We start from the raw sequence: 16,675 nt of genomic DNA on the forward strand, positions 1-16,675 counted from the left end.
GCAGGGTCGCCTGCGCCGGTGACGGCACGGCACACCTTGCGAGGGCGCCGACATCCGAACCGATATGAGGTATTATAGAACCTAAATCGGGTGAAATTTACCGGGCATTAACCATCCCGGACCCATGCTCGCCTTCGAGCCGGCCTCACCGAGAGGATGCGGCAGCTGGGCAGGGCGATCATGCTGACGAGACCGCAGCAGTCAGGAAGCGGATGGAGGCGAGGCCTCGGCTCTTCCGTGGCGGTGCTTGCGGTGCTGCTCGCCGCGCCGGCCGGCGCCGCCGACATCGCCTGCGATCTCACCGCTACGGCCCTGAGCTGCGCGGGGTCGGCGACCGGCGCGGATTCCACCGCCATCGGCGAGAGCGCGGAGGCGACGCAAGACGGCACCACCGCCACGGGCCAGGGTGCCAAGGCGTTTGGCAGCAATGCCAGCGCGTTCGGCCAGCTCGCGGTGGCGAACGGCGTCTCGTCAACCGCCGTCGGCCAGAACAGCGCCGCCAATGGCACCTCCTCCACCGCCATCGGCCGCAACGCCGCCGCCAATGCCGACCAGGCCACGGCGATCGGCGGCGATGCCGCCGCCAATGCGGTGGCCGCCACCGCCATCGGCCAGGGTTCGAGCGCCAACGGGCTGAACGCCACCGCCATCGGCCAGGGCGCCAACGCCAATCTCGATTACACCACGGCGGTCGGCTCCGGCGCGGCCGCGCAGGGAACCAACGCCTCCGCCTTCGGCTATGGCGCGCAGGCCAATGCGACCGGCACCACCGCCCTCGGCCAGGGCGCCAGCGCCGGCAAGGAGCAGGCCACCGCCGTCGGCCAGGGCGCGGCCGCCAATGGCACCGGTTCCACCGCGCTCGGCCAGCAGTCGGTCGCCAATGGCGATTCCTCGACCGCGCTCGGCCACAACGCCACCGCCAATGCCGAAGGCGCCACCGCCGTCGGGCGCATCGCCGCCGCCAATGCCGCCAGTTCCACCGCGCTCGGCTGGAACGCGACGGCGAACGGCGTCGGCTCGACCGCGCTCGGCCAGGGCGCCATTGCCGCGTTCCAGGGCTCGACGGCAGTCGGCCAGGGCGCCAATTCCTCGGCCGTCAACGCCACCGCCATCGGTACCGCGGCCAATGCCTCGTTCGAGAATTCGACGGCCATCGGCAGCGGCGCGACCACCACCCGCGCCAGCCAGATCGCGCTCGGCACCTCTTCCAGCACCTACACGATGCCGGGCCTCACCTCCTCGGCAAGCCGGGCGGCGCAGTCCGGCGCGGTGCAGATCGTCACCACCGACGCCGCCGGCAATCTCGCCACGGCGCCGTTCAGCGACATGTACAATCTCGAAAACGTCTATCAGCAGATCGACCGGGTGCAGGAGGGCGTCGCCATGGCGCTCGCCATGGACACCCCCAACCTGCCCTACGGCAAAGACGTCGCGATGAGCGCCCAATGGGGCACCTTCGGCGGCCAGAACGCGATGGCGTTCTCCGGCATCGCGCGGCTGATGGACGATACCCTGTTTCTCACGGGCGGCATCGGCTTCGGCCTCCAGGAGGGCACGATAGGCGGCAAGGCCGGATTGGTGATGGCATGGTGATCCTTCGTGTCGCTCTGCTCGGGCTCGCCGCCGGCACCGGGATCATGCTGGGATGGCCGGCGCACACCAGCCAGCCGGCGGGCTTCGTCACCGCACCGGCGCCGGAGCCGGCCGCACCCGCCATGTCCACCACCGCACCCGCCCTGTCCACCGCCGCGCCGGTGCTGACGCCGGTCGCGACCGCTGCCGCCATGCCGGGCGAAAAGCCGCACACCCCGCCGGCGCCGGTGCTGCTCGCCCTGCTGCGCAGCACGCTGGCCGCCGTCAATCAGGCCAATGTCACCGGCAATTATTCGGTGCTGCGCGATCTCGGCGCCCCGGCCTTCCGCGAAAACTACAACGCCGCCGAGCTGGCCGACCAGTTCCGGCCGTGGCGCGACAACGCGCTCGATTTCGCCGCCATCCTGCTGCTCGACGCCAAATTGTCGCGACCGCCCTCCATCGACACGAACGGCGTGTTGCGGCTGAAGGGCTATTTCCCGACCGCGCCGCTGCGCATCGGCTTCGACCTCGGCTTCGAGGCCATCGCCGGCAATTGGCGGCTGGCGACGATTTCCGTCGATGCGCGCAAGCTGGAAACCGGCGACGACGAGATCGCCATGGCCCGGCCCAAACCCCTCGCTCCGCCCCTCGCTCCCCCTGCACCGCCGCCGGCGAACGTCGCAACGGCGCCGGTCGTCCCTGCGCCGGTCGCCCAACGCGCCGCGAGCCCCACGCCGGCCGCCGGACCTACGCCCGCCGCAGGCCCCGCGCCGGCCACGGTCGCCAAGCCCGCCCCGTTCGCCATGGGGCCGCCGGCCCGGGCCGGCAGCTGGTGGAACTGACCGACACGCCCGAAGCGCCGGCCAGCCCCGCGCTCATTCCCGCCCGAAGGCGAAGCGGATGGCGAGGTTGAGGCAGGCAGGCAGCACCGACATATGCGTTTCGCCGGGCACCAGCGTGTAATCGGTGCGCAGGCCGGGAATCGCGCCGAGGCGCTCGGCCATCCGCCGGGTATTGTCGACGATGCGGCTTTCCTCGAAGGCGGCGAGGCGCTTGGCCTCGTCTTCCGCGCCGACCTGGAACGGCGCGAGCGCCTGCTCGTATTCCCCGGCGATCAGCAGCGCCTTTCCGTTCGCCGCGCGCCGCCCGGCGATGAAGGCCTCGGCGGCGCGCACGATGCCAGCGCCTTCCCACCAGATCGCCGGGCTCGCCGAGATCCAGCGGGAGAACGCCTCCGGCCGGCGGAACAGCGCATGCAGCACGAACAGCCCGCCGAAGGAATGGCCGAGGATCGCCTGCCTGGCCGGATCGATCGCCACCTGGCGGGCGATCTCCGGCTTCAGCTCCTCCTCGATGAAGGTGAGGAAGTGGTCGGCGCCGCCGGTGCGCACCTCGGGGCCGTCCGGCGTGTAGGGCGGGTAGCTCTGGCCCGGCGGCGGGCCCATGTCCCAGCTGCGCCGGACGCCGTCATAGGCGGCGTCCACCGGATAGCCGATGCCGACCATCACCCCCCAGCCGATGCCGGTGCCGAGCGGCCAGGCGGCCTGGACCCGCATGATGTCCGCCGCCGTGCCGGCGACGGCATTGGCGTCGAGATAGTACAGCACGGGCCACCCGCCCTCCGGCGCCTCGCCCGGCGGCCGGTACAGGAAGATGCGCCAGGGCGCGCCGCCCGCGCGGGAGGCGATGTCGAAGGTGACGGTGTCGGGGATCACGGCGGCGGTCGATGCGGGGGTCATGAGGCGTGCTGCTTTCGGGACAGGAGCCAGAGGAAGGCCGGGGCGCCGACCATCGAAGCGACGAGGCCCGCCGGCATCTGCCAGGGGAAGGCGACGACGCGGCCGGCGAAATCCGCCAGCACCATGATCAGCCCCCCGAGGAGAGCTGCGCCGTAGAGCTCCGGCAGCGGACGCCGCAGGCCGACGAGCCGTGCCAGATGCGGCGCCATCAGCCCGACGAAAGACAGCGGCCCGACCAGCAGTGTCGCCATCGCCGTCGCCACTGCGGCGAGCACCAGCGGCAGCAGCCGGCTCAGCGTCGGCGGCACGCCGAGGGCGCGCGTCGCGGCGGCTCCCAGCGGCAGCATGTCCATCCAGCGGGCCAGCAGCGGCAGCAGCGCCAGCACCAGGGCGGCGGCAGCCAGGCTGGCGGCCGCCGTCGCCGCCCGCAGGCCGTAGGTCGAGCCGGCCATCCAGTTGAACAGCAGCACCGCACGCGGGTCGCCGCTCGCCATCAGCACGCTCACCAGCGCATCGAGCAGCGCGCCGACGGCGATGCCGACCAGGATCACCCGCTCGGGCGCGCCCCGCGCGGTGCGGCCGAGCGCCAGCAGGGCGAGCAGCGCCAGCAGGGCGCCGAGCGAGGCGGCGGCGGTCTGCTGCACCGGCCCGAAATCGGCCAGCAGGAACAGCGCGACGGTGAGGCCGCAGGCGGCGCCGGCGCTCACCCCCATCACCTCCGGGCTCGCCATGGGATTGCCGGTCATGCGCTGGAGCAGGCAGCCGGCGACGGCGAGCAGCAGGCCGCCCGCCAGCGCCGCCAGCGCCCGCGGCAGCCGCAGGCTCCAGAGCGATGCCGGATCGCCGGGCCACGCCAGCGACCATCCGTCGAGACCCGGGCCGACACTCACCGAGACGAGGATCGCCAGCACCAGCAGCCCCGCGACGAGCGCCAGCACCCGCGCCGGACCGCCACGGCCCGGGCCGGCGCCCGTCGGCAGCCCGGCCAGCGCAGGCGGCGGCAGGCGCAGGCGCGGCACCAGCCACAGCAGCAGCGGCGCTCCCAGCAGCGCGGTGACCGCGCCGGTGGGCAGCATCTCGCCATAGGCACCGGCGGCGAGTTGCACCGCCTGGTCGGTCGCCCACAGCAGCAGGGCGCCGAGAAGCGCCGCGACGAGCAGTTGCGCTCCCGCCCGCCGGGCGCCGCTGATGCGGGCCAGCGCCGGCGCGGCCAGCCCGATGAAGCCGATGCAGCCGACCGCGGCCACCACGCAGGCGGTAAGCGCCACCGCCACGAGGAGCGTGCCGAACCGCGCCGCCACCAGCGACAGCCCAAGGCTGCGGGCGCTGGCATCGTCGAGCCCGAGCAGCGCCAGCGGCCGCACCAGCAGCGCGGCGGCGAGGCCGAAGGCGGCGAGGCGTGGCGCCAGGTACGCCGGTTCCGACCAGTCCTGCTGGCTCAGCGAACCGGCCCCCCACAGGAACAGGCCGGCGAGATAGTGGCTGTTGAACAGGGTGATCGACGCGGCGAGCGCGGCGCAGGTGAGGCTGGTGACCATGCCGGCGAGGATCACCACCAGCGGCGAGAAGCCGCTGCGCCGGGAGAGCAGCAGCACCACGGCAAGCGCGAGCCCTCCGCCGCCCAGCGCCACCCATTCCCGACCGAAGCCGATCAGGCCCGGCGTCCACACCAGCACCGCCGCCAGGGCGAGATTGGCGCCGGCCTCGATGCCGAGCGTGGTCGGCGAGGCGATGGGATTGCGCAACACCTGCTGCAGCAGCGCGCCGGCAAGGCCGAGCGCCGCCCCGGCGAGCAGGCTGACCGCCAGCCGCGGCGCGAAGCTGTAGGCGACGAGCATCTGCGCCGGGGACATCGCGTCCGGCGCCAGCAATGCCGGCCACCACGAGGCGACCGGCAACCGCGCGGCGAGGTTGCCGGCGGTGGCGCCGATGGCGAGGAGGCCGAGCAGGATCGGGAGGCCGGCCGAGCCGAGACGGCGCAGCCATCCCGCGCCGCCGCCGCCGGGAAGCCGCCGGGCGGCGCGTTCAGCCATTGCTCGGCCCCTCCGCGAGCACGCTCGCCAGCAGGCGGGCGAAACGCATGGCCGAAGGCAGCATGCCGAACATCAGGGCCGCTTGCATGCGATGCACCTGTCCGGCGCGCACGAAGGGCAGGCTGTTCCACAGCGGGCTCTCCGCCAGCCGGGCCAGCGTGTCGGGAGAGATCGGCTCGAGATAGACCAGCCGGCTTGCCGGGCTGTCGGCCAGCGCCTCGATCCCGACGGTGCTGAACCCCCAGTAATTGCTCGGCCGCGTCCAGCCATTGGTGAGGCCGCAGCGCTCCATCACGTCGCCGAAGAGGCTGCCGGCGCCGTAGATGCGCACATGGCGGGTATCGAGGAAGTTCACCACCATGATCGGCCGTCCGGCCACGCCGCTCTCGGCGAAGTGCCGCCGCATCGCCGCCATTTCCGCCTCGGCGCGCGCGACGAGCGCCTCGCCCTCCGGCGCGCGCCCGAGCGCGACGGCGAGCGCGCGGGTGGCGGTGACGCTCCGGTCGAAGGGATGGCCGACCGGCGGCGCGTAGATGGAGAATTCGCGGGTCGGCGCGATGGCTTCCAGCAGCGGCCGGATGCCGGCGAGATAGGGCGTGGTGACGATGAGATCCGGCCGCAGCGCGGCGAGCAATTCGAGATTGGGCTCGCGGTCGTTGCCGATATTCATGATATCGGCGGGCAGCGCCGGCTCGACCACCCAGTCCCCCCATCCGCCGGGGTCGGGCAAAGCGATCGGAGGCAGGCCGATCCCGATGAGGGTCTCGGCGAGGCCGAAATCCATCGAGACGATCCTGCGCGGCGGTCGAGCCGGCACTTCGGCGCGCCCGGCACCCGCCAGCAGAGGTTGGGCGAGCGCGCCGAGACAGAACCCGCCGCGCAGCACGGCCCGGCGGGAAGGAGGCGTCGTCGTGGTCACCAGCGGTACTTCACACCGGCGAGGACGGTGCGCGGCGCGCCGAGATAGCAATAGCCGGCGTCGCAGGTGACATATTCCTCGTCGAGCAGGTTCTGGGCGTTGACCTGGAAGCTCCAACCCTTGAGCTTCTCGTTGAGCACGCCGAAATCGTAGCTCAGCTTGGCGTCGACGAGGGTGTAGGCGTCGTTCTCGAAGGTGTTGAGCGAGTCGCCCCAGGTGGCGCCGGTGTAGCGCACGCCCGCGCCGAGGCCGAGGCCGGCAAGCTTGGAGCCGGACTGGAACTGGTAGTCCGCCCACAGCGAGAAGGCGTTCTGCGGCTGGCCCGAGGGCGTCAGCCCCACCGTCGTCGGGTCGCCGGCGACATTTTCGAGGTCGAGATAGGTGTAGGCGCCGCGCAGCCGCAGGCCGGCCCCGAGATTGGCCACCGCCTCAAGCTCGAAGCCGCGCGCGCGCACCTCGCCGGTCTGCACCTGATAGAGCGGATTGGTGTCGTCGGTAACGAGACCGTTCTCCTGGTTGATCTGGAACACCGCGGCAGTGAAAAAACCGTCGAAGCCGGCCGGCGCGTATTTCACGCCCGCCTCGATCTGCTTGGCCGTAGTTGCCGAGAAGGGATCGCCGTTGATATCGACGCCGATATTGGGCGCGAAGGAGGTCGAGTAGGTGACGTAGGGCGCGATGCCGTTGTCGAACAGATAGGTCAGGCCGACGCGGCCGGTGAACTCGCTGTCGTCATTGTCCTCGCTGGTGCCGTTGAGCAGGTCGTCATCCTTGGCGTCGACCCAGTCCTGCCGGCCGGTCAGGGTGAGGATCCAGCGGTCGAGCTGAGCCTGCTCCTGGATGTAGAGGCCGGTCTGCTTCTGGCTCTGGCGGTAGCGCGAAGAGTTGAACGGCGGATCCTCGGTGGTGCCGAGCGGTTGGCCGGTGTTGTAGCTGAAATCGGCTGCGGTGCCGAAGCCGATGCCGCCATCCAGCGACAGATAGGTGTAGTCGAGCCCGACCAGCAGCTTGTGCTGGACGGCGCCGGTGGCGAAGTCGGCCTGCAGTTGGTTGTCGACGGCGAAGCTGTCCAGCAGGTCGTGCACATAGCCGGTGTAGCGGCTGGCGATATTGGTGTCCGGGTCGAGCGAGGTCAGGCCGGTGTAGCGCACCGTGGTGTCGGCATTGCCGTAGCGCAGGTTCTGCCGGAAGGTGAACACGTCGTTGAACGCGTGCTCGGCGAGGTAGCCGACGCGCCACTGTTCCTGCGGCTGGCTGTTATAGTCGCCTGGAGACCGGCTGAAGGTCTCGGTGCCGGAGCCGTCCCAGCCATAGAAGGGCAGCGAGGCCGGGGTCTCGGATTTCTGATATTCGCCGAGGAAGGTGATCTTGGTCTGGTCGCTCGGCTTCCAGGTTAGTGCCGGGGCGATGAAGTTCATGTCGTTGACGCCGCCGCCGAGCGTGTTCGGCGAGCCGGCGTCGCGAAACAGGCCGGTCAGGCGGTAGAGCAGCGTGCCGTCCTTGTCGAGCGGCCCGCCAATGTCGAACTGGCCTTGCCACAGATCATAGTTGCCGCCCTGCAGCTCGACCTCGCCGAAGGCTTCCTCGGTCGGCCGCTTGGAGGTGACGTCGACCAGGCCGCCCGGCGAGCCGAGGCCATAGAGCGCCGAGCTCGGGCCGCGCAGCACGGTGACGCTCTCGACGCCGTAAGGCTCGATCTTGAACACCGACATGTTGGCGCCCGGCCAGCGCAGGCCGTCGCGGTAGATGCCGGTATAGGTGGCGTCGAAACCGCGGATGGTGAAGGCGTCGTAGCGCGGGTCGTAGCCGCTCTGGCCGGTGCGCACGCCGGGTGTATAGGCCACCGCCTGGGTCAGCGACTGCACGTTGCGGTCGTCGAGCTCCTGGCGGGTGACCACGGAGACCGATTGCGGAGTCTCGATCAGCGGCGTGTCGGTCTTGGTGCCGGCGGTGCTGCGGGTGGCGACATAGCCGACCGTGCCGTCGCCGCTGCCCTGCACGGCGATGGTGTCGAGTTCGATGCCGACGGTCTCGCCGGAGGTTGCCGCCGAGGCGGCCGGGTCGACGATGGTGACCCGGTTCGGCGCGGTGAAGCGATAGCCGAGGCCGGTGCCGCGCAGCAGCGCGTCCAGCGCCTGCTGGGCGCTCATCGTCCCCGAGACGGCGGAGGAACGCCGGCCGCCGAACTTGGCGGTATCGAAGAACACCCGCACCCCGGCCTTCTGCGCGAAGGCGAGCACGGCAGCGTTGAGATCCTGCGCCGGGATGTCGAAGGCGATCCGCGCGGGCGCGACACTCGCCGCCTGCGACGAGGGCTGCGTCTGGGCCTGGGCGCCCTGCATCGGCACCCCGAGGGTCACCGCCGCCACGCCGAGAACGAGGGCATGGCGGGCCGCACCGCCGAGATAATGCCGCCGCAGGCGCTGCGCGCCGCCGGTCACCCGAAGCCTCATCGATCGTCCTTCCCTGCCAGATCGTGCAATCGCCGGCCGGCTCGCGCCGGCTCGCAGGAAGGAAGACAACTGACGGGACCGTGACCGTAAAAAAAGTTGCGGCTTCGGACATATTTTCAATAAAGCACTGTGATCAATGGATAAATCGACCGCGAGCCGATTCCGAGCTCGGCGGTTATGGTCTCGATGGCATCGTCGAGATCGCGGGTCGGGAACACGCCGCTGACCCGCCGCTGCGCCAGCTCATCGTCGAGGATGACGATGCGCCCGCGACGGTAGCGGTTGAGCGTCTCCACCACATGGCCGAGCCGGGCGCCGTTGAACACCAGCAGCCCGCGCCGCCAGGCCGTCGCCGTCGCGATGTCGCGGGTGCGGACACGGCCGATGCCGCCATCGCGCCGATAACGCACCTCCTGCCCCGGCGACAGCACGACCGCCTTGCCGGCTTCCGCCGTGCCGGGCGCGACTTCCACCTGGTGCTCGATGGCCAGCACGTCCGCCGCGTCGCCGCTCTCCTCGACGACGAACTGGGTGCCGAGCGCAGTGGTGGAGCCGCCGGCGGCTTCGGCGACGAAGGGGCGCGTCTCGGCGCCGGCCTGCGGCGCCACCGCGAAGAAGGCTTCGCCGGCCAGCAGCCGCACCCGGCGCTCGCCGGCGCTGAAATCGAGCGCAATGGCGCTGGAGGCGCCGAGTTCCACCGTGCTGCCGTCCGGCAGCGGGACGGTGCGCAATTCGCCGGGCGCGGTGCGGTAATCGGCGGCGAGCATCAGCCAGGGATCGCCGAACTGGAAGCGGGCGACGCCGGCCGCCAGTACCAGCAGCCCGACCAGAGCCCCGGCGCGCGCCGCCTTGCGCGCGGCCGAGACCCGTCGGCGCGGCGGCACCACCGCGCGCAGCGGCCCGGGATCGAGACGCAGCGCCGCGAGCTCGCGCCAGGTGGCGCTCGCCTCCTCGAAGGCGGCGCGGTGCTCGGGATCCTGGCCCAGCCAGCGGCGCAGCTCACCCTTCTCCGCCTCGCTCAGCGGCGACCCGTCGAGCCGCGCCACCCACTCCGCGGCCCGCTGCTCGATGGCCTCCGCGTCCTGCTCCCTGTCGTTCACCGGTCGTTCCATGAAACGTCGCATCCGCCCCTATAGGACAACCGAGCCGGGGCGTGGCCGTAAAAATCGCCTCAGCGCGTCCGCAGGCGCCGGGTCATATGGGCGATCGCCATGGCGAGATGCTTCTGCACCGCGCTCTCGGAAAGGCCCAGGCGTTGGGCGACCTCGGCATGGGTTAGGCCGTCGATGCGGTTCAGCACGAAGATTTCCTGCGTCCGGCGCGGCAGTTCCTGCACCAGCAGATGGATGCGCTCCAACTGGAGGCGGGAATCGACCGCCTCCTCGGGAGAGGGCTGGTCGGCGGCGATGTCGCCGAGCGTTTCCGGCGCGACCACGTCGGTGCGCCGCCGGGCCTCCTGCTTCAGGTGGTTGAGCAGCAGGTTGCGGGCCACGGTGTAGAGATAGGCGCGGACGTCCTGGACGCGGGTTTCCCGTCGCTCGATGACGCGGACGAAGGTGTCCTGCACGAGATCGCTCGCCATGTGCTGATCGCCCAGCCGGCGATTGAGGTAGCGCCTCAGCTCGGTCCCATGCGCCGAGAAGACGAGCGACAGGTCTGGCTGCATGCGGGAGCGATCCACCATCCGCTTCGAGAGGACATCCGGACGCGTTTAACATGCGTGGGCGCGCGAAGTAAGCTCGGGAGCATCCAATTGGAATCGCTATAACTTGTGAGACGCGAATCCGATTTGAACTGTTCTTAACTCTACACGCCTCCACCTACCGAAAACCGGCCTCCCGCCTCCGGTTGCGCGGCCGACTACCAGTAACGGACTGGTGATTAGATGATGCCCGTCATGAAGCCTAGCCTTTGCGCGGGAGCGTAGAGGTGTTCGCCGTGGGCCGGGAGTTCGGCGGCGCAGCATCCGCGCGTCCTCATCCCTGAAGGAGAGGGCGAGAGATGAAATTCACACTCAATGGATCCGAACGCACCGTCGAAGCCGATGGCAACATGCCGCTGCTATGGGCGCTGCGTGACGTGGTCGGACTGACCGGAACCAAGTTCGGCTGCGGCGCGGCGCTGTGCGGCGCCTGCACCGTGCATGTCGACGGCGCGCCGGTGCGCTCGTGCCAGACGGCGCTTTCCGATGTCGAGGGCAAGAGCGTCACCACCATCGAGGGCGTCGGCGGCGAGGTCGGCACCGCCGTCGTCGCGGCGTGGCGCAAGCTGGACGTGGTGCAGTGCGGCTATTGCCAGTCCGGCCAGATCATGTCCGCCGTCGGGCTGCTCAGCGAGAACCGCAAGCCCACCGACGCCGACATCGACGCGGCGATGGACGGCAATGTCTGTCGCTGCGCCACCTATCAGCGCATCCGCGCTGCCATTCACGAAGCCGCCTCCAACCTCGCGTGAACGCCATGCACATCATCAAGCCCGCAGACTACGCCCGGATGCTTGAGCGCCTCGCGCCCGCACCGGCTCTCGCCGCGCCCTCGCGCCGCGGCTTCCTCAAGGCCGCCGCGGCCGTTTCCGGCGCCCTGGTCATCGGTGTGCGCCTCGGCCCGTCCGAGGCCTTCGCGGCCGCGCCGACCGATGGCCCGATGCCGAACGCCTTCGTGAAGATCGCGCCGGACAGCACCGTCACCGTGCTGATCAAGCATCTCGACATGGGCCAGGGCGTCACCACCGGCCTCGCCACCATCGTCGCCGAGGAAATGGACGCCGACTGGAGCCAGATGCGCGCGGCCTTCGCGCCCGCCGACGCCCAGCTCTACAACAACCTCGCCTTCGGCCCGGTGCAGGGTACCGGCGGCTCGACCTCGGTCGCCAATAGCTGGGATCAGCTGCGCAAGGCCGGCGGCGCCGCCCGGCAGATGCTGGTCGCCGCCGCCGCCGAGAAATGGAAGGTGCCGGCCGACAGCATCACCATCGAGAAGGGTACGCTGAAGAGCGGCAGCCACACCGCCAGTTTCGGCGAGCTGGCCGCCGATGCCGCCCGCCAGCCGATCCCCGCCGAGGTGAAGCTCAAGGACCCGAAGGACTTCAAGCTGATCGGCACGCGGCTGCCGCGCCTCGATTCCGCCGACAAGACCGACGGCAAGGCGGTCTATGCGCTCGACATCCGCCGCCCCGGCATGCTCACCGCCGTCATCAAGCGTCCGGAGCGCTTCGGCGCGACGGTGAAGAGCTTCGATGCCGCCGCCGCCAAGCAGGTGCCGGGAGTGGTCGACGTGGTCGCCGTCCCCGCCGGGGTCGCGGTGCTGGCGCAGAACACCTGGGCGGCGCTCCAGGGCCGCGAGGCCCTCACCACCGTCGAGTGGGATGAGAGCAACGCGGAGAACCGCGGCACCGCCGAACTGCTCGACGCGTACAAGAAGCTCGCCGACACCGCCGGACGCAGCGCCGCCAAGCGGGGGGACGCCGCCAAGGGCATCGCCGGCGCGGCCAAGGTCATCGAGACCGAGTTCGCCTTCCCCTATCTCGCCCATGCGCCGATGGAGCCGCTGAACTGCGTGATCGAGAAGACGGCTGATGGCGTCACCATCCATACCGGCTCGCAGTTCCAGACCATCGAGCAGGCGGTCACCGCCGGCATCATGGGCCTCAAGCCCGAGCAGGTGAAGATCGAGACCGTGTGGGCCGGCGGCTCGTTCGGCCGGCGCGCCACCACCACCGCCGACTATGTCGCCGAGGCCGCCACCATCCTCAAGGCCATTGACGGCCGGGCGCCGGTCCATCTTGTCTGGACCCGTGAGGACGACATCAAGGGCGGGTATTACCGGCCGATGTTCTATCATAAGGTCCGCGCCGGGGTGACCGCCGATGGCAGGATCGCCGGATGGGAGCAGAGCATCGTCGGCCAGTCCTTCATGATCGGCACGCCGTTCGAAGCCTTCGCGGTGAAGGAAGGCGTCGACGGCACGTCGGTGGAAGGCGCGTCCGACACCCATTACGACATCGGCAATCTGATGGTGGAGCTGCATTCGCCGCAGGTGAAGGTGCCGACGCTGTGGTGGCGCTCGGTCGGCCACACCCACACCGCGCATGTGGTGGAAGTGACGATCGACGAACTCGCCCGCGCGGCCGGCCGCGACCCGGTCGAGTTCCGGCTCGAACTGCTGAAGGACAAGCCGCGCCACACCGGCGTGCTCAAGCTGCTGGCCGAGAAGGCCAACTGGGGCACCAGGCCTGGCACCGGCAAGGGTCGCGGCATCGCGCTGCATGAGAGCTTCAACACCGTGGTCGGCAGCGTAATCGACGTCTCCGTCGTGAACGGCCAGATCAAGGTCGACAAGGTGGTGTGCGCGGTCGATTGCGGCATCGCCGTCAACCCGGATGTGATCGCCGCCCAGATCGAGGGCGGCGTCGGCTTCGGGCTCGGCGCGGCGCTGCATGACGAGATCACCCTGGACAAGGGCGTCGTCGAGCAGGCCAATTTCGACACCTACATCCCGCTGCGCATGTCGGAGATGCCGAAGGTCGAGGTACACATCGTGCCGTCGGCCAACGCGCCGACCGGCATTGGCGAGCCGGGCGTGCCGGGCGTCGCCCCGGCGCTGTCCAACGCCATCTTCGATGCCACCGGTCAGCGGCTGCGCTCGCTGCCGTTCCGGCTCGAAGACTTCAAGGCATGACCTACCGGACGGGGGAGGGCCGCCACCGGCCCTCCCCCGTCCGACGGCGTAAGGCATAGTGCGTACCCCGCGTTGATCCGGCAGGGCGGAATGACCGCCGCAGGAGAGCGGCTCGGATCGTTCGCTCCCGATGCGAACCGCCGGCCACACCACGGGCACGAGCCGCCGCCGCCCTGCTGACACCCCCGAAAATCTCATAAACGGCAAGGGTTTGAACCAAAGCTCCCTCGCCGCCCGGACACGCCGGACGCCGGTGATCCGGTGTGCAGCTCTCCACCTCCCGCCCGCTGGCCCGGCTGCCTCTCCCCGATCGCCATTCAACTGTTTCTAATTTCGAACTGTACAAAGCAGAGACTGGCGTTTTCCGGGAGGAACGGCTATGTCGGATTCTCGCATTCGGGGACGACGGACCGAAGCGCTGAAAAGCCGGGGGCACGCTCGGCAAAGTGAGAGAACGCATGCTGACAAGTTCGACCGACCGGGCGGCGGTCATTTCGGCATATTTCGCTGAAACCGAGCGGTTGATGAAGCGCCTCACCGAGGTGAGCGACGACGTGGCCAGCGCCGCGGAAGCGTGGATGGCGGCGCTGACCAATGGCGGCAAGGTGATCTTCTGCGGCAATGGCGGCTCGGCCGCCGACGCCCAGCATCTCGCCGCCGAATTGATGGGCCGCTTCCTGTTCGACCGCGAGCCGATGGCGGCGCTGTCGCTCACGGTGGATACGTCGGCGCTGACCGCGATCGGCAACGACTATGGCTACGAGAACACCTTCTCGCGCCAGCTCCGCGGCATCGGCCGGGCCGGCGACGTGCTGGTCGGCATGTCGACCAGCGGCAACAGCGCCAATGTGGTCAAGGCCTTCGAGGTGGCGCGCGAGATGGGGATCGTCACCATCGGCCTCACCGGCGCCAATGGCGGCAGGATGACGGCGCTGTCGGACATCCTCATCGCCGTGCCGCACGGCCAGACCAACCATATCCAGGAAGCGCATATCACGGTCGGGCACCTGATCTGTGCGCTCGTCGAGTCGACCCTTTGCTCTCCCAAGCGCTGATCCTCTGCGGTGGGCTCGGCACGCGCCTCGGTGAGCTGACGGCGGCCACTCCGAAGCCGATGCTGCCGGTGGCCGGCCGGCCGTTCCTGGATCACCTGATCCAGGAAGTCGCCCGCTACGGCATCACCCGCATCGTGCTGCTGGCCGGGCGCTTCGGCGAGCAGATCGTCGAGGCGTTCGACGGCAAAAGTCTCTACGGCGCCGATATCGAGGTCCTGGTGGAGCCTGCTCCTCTCGGCACCGGCGGCGCGCTGGCTTTTGCCGCGCCGGTACTGGATCCCGAGTTCCTGCTGCTGAACGGCGATTCCTGGATCGATGCCGATCTCGTGCGCTTTGCGCGCGCCTTCCACGACGCCCGGGCCGCCGAGCCCGGCCTCGCCGCGCAGATGCTGCTGCAGCAGGTGCCGGATGCCGGGCGCTTCGGCAGCGTCACCCTCGACGGCCATCATGTCCGCGCCTTTCTGGAGAAGAGCCCGGAACGCGCCGGCAAGCCGGGCCTCATCAATGCCGGCGTCTATCTGCTGAGGCGGGAGATTATCGATCTCATCCCCTCCGGCACGGCGTGCTCGCTGGAAGCCGACGTGCTGCCGCGCCTCGTCGCCGCCGGCCGGGTGGCCGCGGTCGCCGCGCCGCCGGGCAGCTATTTCATCGATATCGGCATACCCGAGACCTTCGCCCGCGTGCAGGAGGAACTGCCGCGCGTGCGCACCCGTCCGGCGATATTCTTCGACCGCGACGGCACGCTGAACCGCGATGCCGGCTACACCCACCGCGTCGAGGACCTGGCCTGGATGCCCGGCGCCCGCGAGGCGGTCGCCCATGCCAATGCGGCCGGCTACCTGGTCTTCGTGGTGACGAATCAGGCCGGCGTCGCGCGCGGCCATTATGACGAAGCCGCGATTCTCCGCTTTCACCGGGCGATGCAGGACGAGCTGTCGGCGGTCGGCGGGCACATCGACGCCATCGAATGGTGCCCGCACCATGTCGACGCCGCCGTCGAGGCCTATCGCCGCGACTGCCGCCGCCGCAAGCCGGGACCGGGCATGCTCGAGGACCTTCTCGCCGCCTGGCCGGTGGACACGGCGCGCAGCGTGATGATCGGCGACACCGAGGCGGACATGCAGGCCGCCGCCGCCGCCGGCATTCGCGGCCGGCGCTACGAGGGCGGTTCCGTGCTGGATCTGCTGCGACAATCGATCTGAACCCCGAGGCACGACATGTGGATCAGCAGAACTCCCTTGAGGGCGAGCTTTCTCGGCGGCGGCACCGACTACCCCTCGCATTTCCGCGCGCATCCCGGTGCCGTGCTTGGCGGCACGATCGACAAGTACGTCTACATCCAGGCGCTGCCGCTCGCCGCGATCGCCGAGCAGTCCTTCCGCGTCACCTACCGCACCACGGAGAGCGTCGCCCGGGTCGAGGACATCCAGCATCCTGTGATCCGCGAGGCGCTGAAGCTGCACGGCTGGACCGCGCCGCTCAACATCGCCACCATGTCGGATCTGCCGGGCTCGACCGGGCTCGGCAGTTCCTCCTCCTTCACCGTCGGCTTCCTCAACCTGCTCAACCGCATGCGCGGCATCGAGCTGACGCGCTATGAGCTGGCCCGGCAGGCGATCCATATGGAGCAGGACATTCTCAAGGAGAATGTCGGCGTGCAGGATCAGATCCACGCCGCCTTCGGCGGTCTGGCGCGCTACGAGTTCACCGGCGATTCGTTCTCGATCGAGCCGCTGCGGCTGACCACCAGCCGCCTCACTCTGCTGAACAGCTCCATGCTGCTGGTCTATACCGGCGGGCAGCGCAGCGCCTCCACCGTGCTGCAAAGCCAGGACCAGCGGACCAAATCGGGTGCCAATGAGAGCTATCTGCGCGAGATGTACGAGATGACCCGCATCGGGGCCTCGCTGCTCGAGGCGGCCGGCGACGACCTGTCGACCATCGTGCGTTTCGCCGAGCTGCTCGATCATGGCTGGCAGTTGAAGCGCCAGCTCGGCAACTCGGTGTCGAACTCAGCCATCGACGAGCTCTATATTCACGGCAAGGAACTGGGCGCCTGGGGCGGCAAGCTGCTCGGCGCCGGCGGCGGCGGCTTCGTGCTGTTCCTCGCCGACCCGAACCTGCACCCGGTGTTTTCGGAACGTTTCGGCAGCGGCAACGTCGTCAAGGTGGCGCTCACCAATGGCGGCTCCACGGTCACCAATATTCACTAGGCCACAGGTCAC

Annotated in this window: 13 protein-coding genes; 7 read left to right on the forward strand and 6 right to left on the reverse strand. The window is 69.8% G+C overall.

What is annotated here, in order from left to right; translation table 11 throughout:
- The first annotated feature begins 237 nt into the window (after positions 1-237).
- Both J2X65_RS11730 and J2X65_RS11735 read left to right on the forward strand, forming a co-directional pair.
- Complete coding sequence (locus J2X65_RS11730) at positions 238-1,593, forward strand: hypothetical protein (protein ID WP_310201110.1); 1,356 nt, start codon at positions 238-240, stop codon at positions 1,591-1,593.
- Positions 1,587-2,417 (forward strand): hypothetical protein, encoded by an 831-nt coding sequence (locus J2X65_RS11735; protein WP_310201112.1) that lies wholly within the window; start codon positions 1,587-1,589, stop codon positions 2,415-2,417. The genes J2X65_RS11730 and J2X65_RS11735 overlap by 7 nt, the downstream gene beginning before the upstream one ends.
- 33 nt (positions 2,418-2,450) lie before the next feature.
- On the opposite strand, the gene J2X65_RS11740 is transcribed toward J2X65_RS11735, so the two are convergent.
- The 6 genes from J2X65_RS11740 to J2X65_RS11765 form a co-directional block, all read right to left on the reverse strand.
- On the reverse strand, positions 2,451-3,314 hold the full coding sequence (locus J2X65_RS11740) for an alpha/beta hydrolase-fold protein (RefSeq protein WP_310201114.1): 864 nt from the start codon (positions 3,312-3,314) through the stop codon (positions 2,451-2,453).
- Entirely contained in the window at positions 3,311-5,347 is a 2,037-nt protein-coding gene (gene fhuB, locus J2X65_RS11745; RefSeq protein ID WP_310201116.1) for a Fe(3+)-hydroxamate ABC transporter permease FhuB, read from the reverse strand. The genes J2X65_RS11740 and fhuB overlap by 4 nt, the downstream gene beginning before the upstream one ends.
- Complete coding sequence (locus J2X65_RS11750; protein ID WP_310201118.1) at positions 5,340-6,266, reverse strand: ABC transporter substrate-binding protein; 927 nt, start codon at positions 6,264-6,266, stop codon at positions 5,340-5,342. Before J2X65_RS11750 ends, fhuB begins: the two co-directional genes overlap by 8 nt.
- Entirely contained in the window at positions 6,263-8,719 is a 2,457-nt protein-coding gene (locus J2X65_RS11755; RefSeq protein ID WP_310201120.1) for a TonB-dependent siderophore receptor, read from the reverse strand. The genes J2X65_RS11750 and J2X65_RS11755 overlap by 4 nt, the downstream gene beginning before the upstream one ends.
- Positions 8,720-8,835: 116 nt before the next feature.
- Complete coding sequence (locus J2X65_RS11760; protein ID WP_310201122.1) at positions 8,836-9,819, reverse strand: FecR family protein; 984 nt, start codon at positions 9,817-9,819, stop codon at positions 8,836-8,838.
- Between the two features lie 71 nt (positions 9,820-9,890).
- On the reverse strand, positions 9,891-10,385 hold the full coding sequence (locus J2X65_RS11765) for an RNA polymerase sigma factor (protein WP_310201124.1): 495 nt from the start codon (positions 10,383-10,385) through the stop codon (positions 9,891-9,893).
- A gap of 335 nt (positions 10,386-10,720) precedes the next feature.
- Here J2X65_RS11765 and J2X65_RS11770 point away from each other — a divergent pair, with 335 nt between their 5' ends.
- From J2X65_RS11770 to J2X65_RS11790, 5 genes are all read left to right on the forward strand, one after another.
- On the forward strand, positions 10,721-11,173 hold the full coding sequence (locus tag J2X65_RS11770) for a 2Fe-2S iron-sulfur cluster-binding protein (RefSeq protein ID WP_310201126.1): 453 nt from the start codon (positions 10,721-10,723) through the stop codon (positions 11,171-11,173).
- A gap of 5 nt (positions 11,174-11,178) precedes the next feature.
- Entirely contained in the window at positions 11,179-13,395 is a 2,217-nt protein-coding gene (locus tag J2X65_RS11775) for a molybdopterin cofactor-binding domain-containing protein (protein WP_404977696.1), read from the forward strand.
- Positions 13,396-13,853: 458 nt separating this feature from the next.
- Positions 13,854-14,450, forward strand: a complete 597-nt coding sequence (locus J2X65_RS11780) for a D-sedoheptulose 7-phosphate isomerase (protein WP_310201128.1) — start codon at positions 13,854-13,856, stop codon at positions 14,448-14,450.
- Positions 14,432-15,652 carry an HAD-IIIA family hydrolase gene (locus J2X65_RS11785; protein ID WP_310201130.1) on the forward strand — a complete coding sequence of 407 codons (1,221 nt, stop codon included), beginning with the start codon at positions 14,432-14,434 and terminating at the stop codon, positions 15,650-15,652. Before J2X65_RS11780 ends, J2X65_RS11785 begins: the two co-directional genes overlap by 19 nt.
- A gap of 15 nt (positions 15,653-15,667) precedes the next feature.
- Positions 15,668-16,663, forward strand: coding sequence for a galactokinase (locus tag J2X65_RS11790; protein WP_310201132.1), 996 nt, complete (start codon positions 15,668-15,670; stop codon positions 16,661-16,663).
- The last annotated feature ends 12 nt before the right edge of the window (positions 16,664-16,675 follow it).

It is taken from the genome of Ancylobacter sp. 3268 (assembly GCF_031456575.1).
GTDB lineage: Bacteria > Pseudomonadota > Alphaproteobacteria > Rhizobiales > Xanthobacteraceae > Ancylobacter.

Excerpts from the sequence above, each read along its gene's own strand:
- J2X65_RS11775 (WP_404977696.1), top strand. The coding sequence starts at position 11,179 with ATGCACATCATCAAGCCCGCAGACTACGCCCGGATGCTTGAGCGCCTC.
- fhuB (WP_310201116.1), bottom strand. The coding sequence starts at position 5,347 with ATGGCTGAACGCGCCGCCCGGCGGCTTCCCGGCGGCGGCGGCGCGGGA.
- J2X65_RS11780 (WP_310201128.1), top strand. The coding sequence starts at position 13,854 with ATGCTGACAAGTTCGACCGACCGGGCGGCGGTCATTTCGGCATATTTC.
- J2X65_RS11770 (WP_310201126.1), top strand. The coding sequence starts at position 10,721 with ATGAAATTCACACTCAATGGATCCGAACGCACCGTCGAAGCCGATGGC.
- J2X65_RS11755 (WP_310201120.1), bottom strand. The coding sequence starts at position 8,719 with ATGAGGCTTCGGGTGACCGGCGGCGCGCAGCGCCTGCGGCGGCATTAT.
- J2X65_RS11740 (WP_310201114.1), bottom strand. The coding sequence starts at position 3,314 with ATGACCCCCGCATCGACCGCCGCCGTGATCCCCGACACCGTCACCTTC.
- J2X65_RS11790 (WP_310201132.1), top strand. The coding sequence starts at position 15,668 with ATGTGGATCAGCAGAACTCCCTTGAGGGCGAGCTTTCTCGGCGGCGGC.
- J2X65_RS11735 (WP_310201112.1), top strand. The coding sequence starts at position 1,587 with ATGGTGATCCTTCGTGTCGCTCTGCTCGGGCTCGCCGCCGGCACCGGG.
- J2X65_RS11765 (WP_310201124.1), bottom strand. The coding sequence starts at position 10,385 with ATGCAGCCAGACCTGTCGCTCGTCTTCTCGGCGCATGGGACCGAGCTG.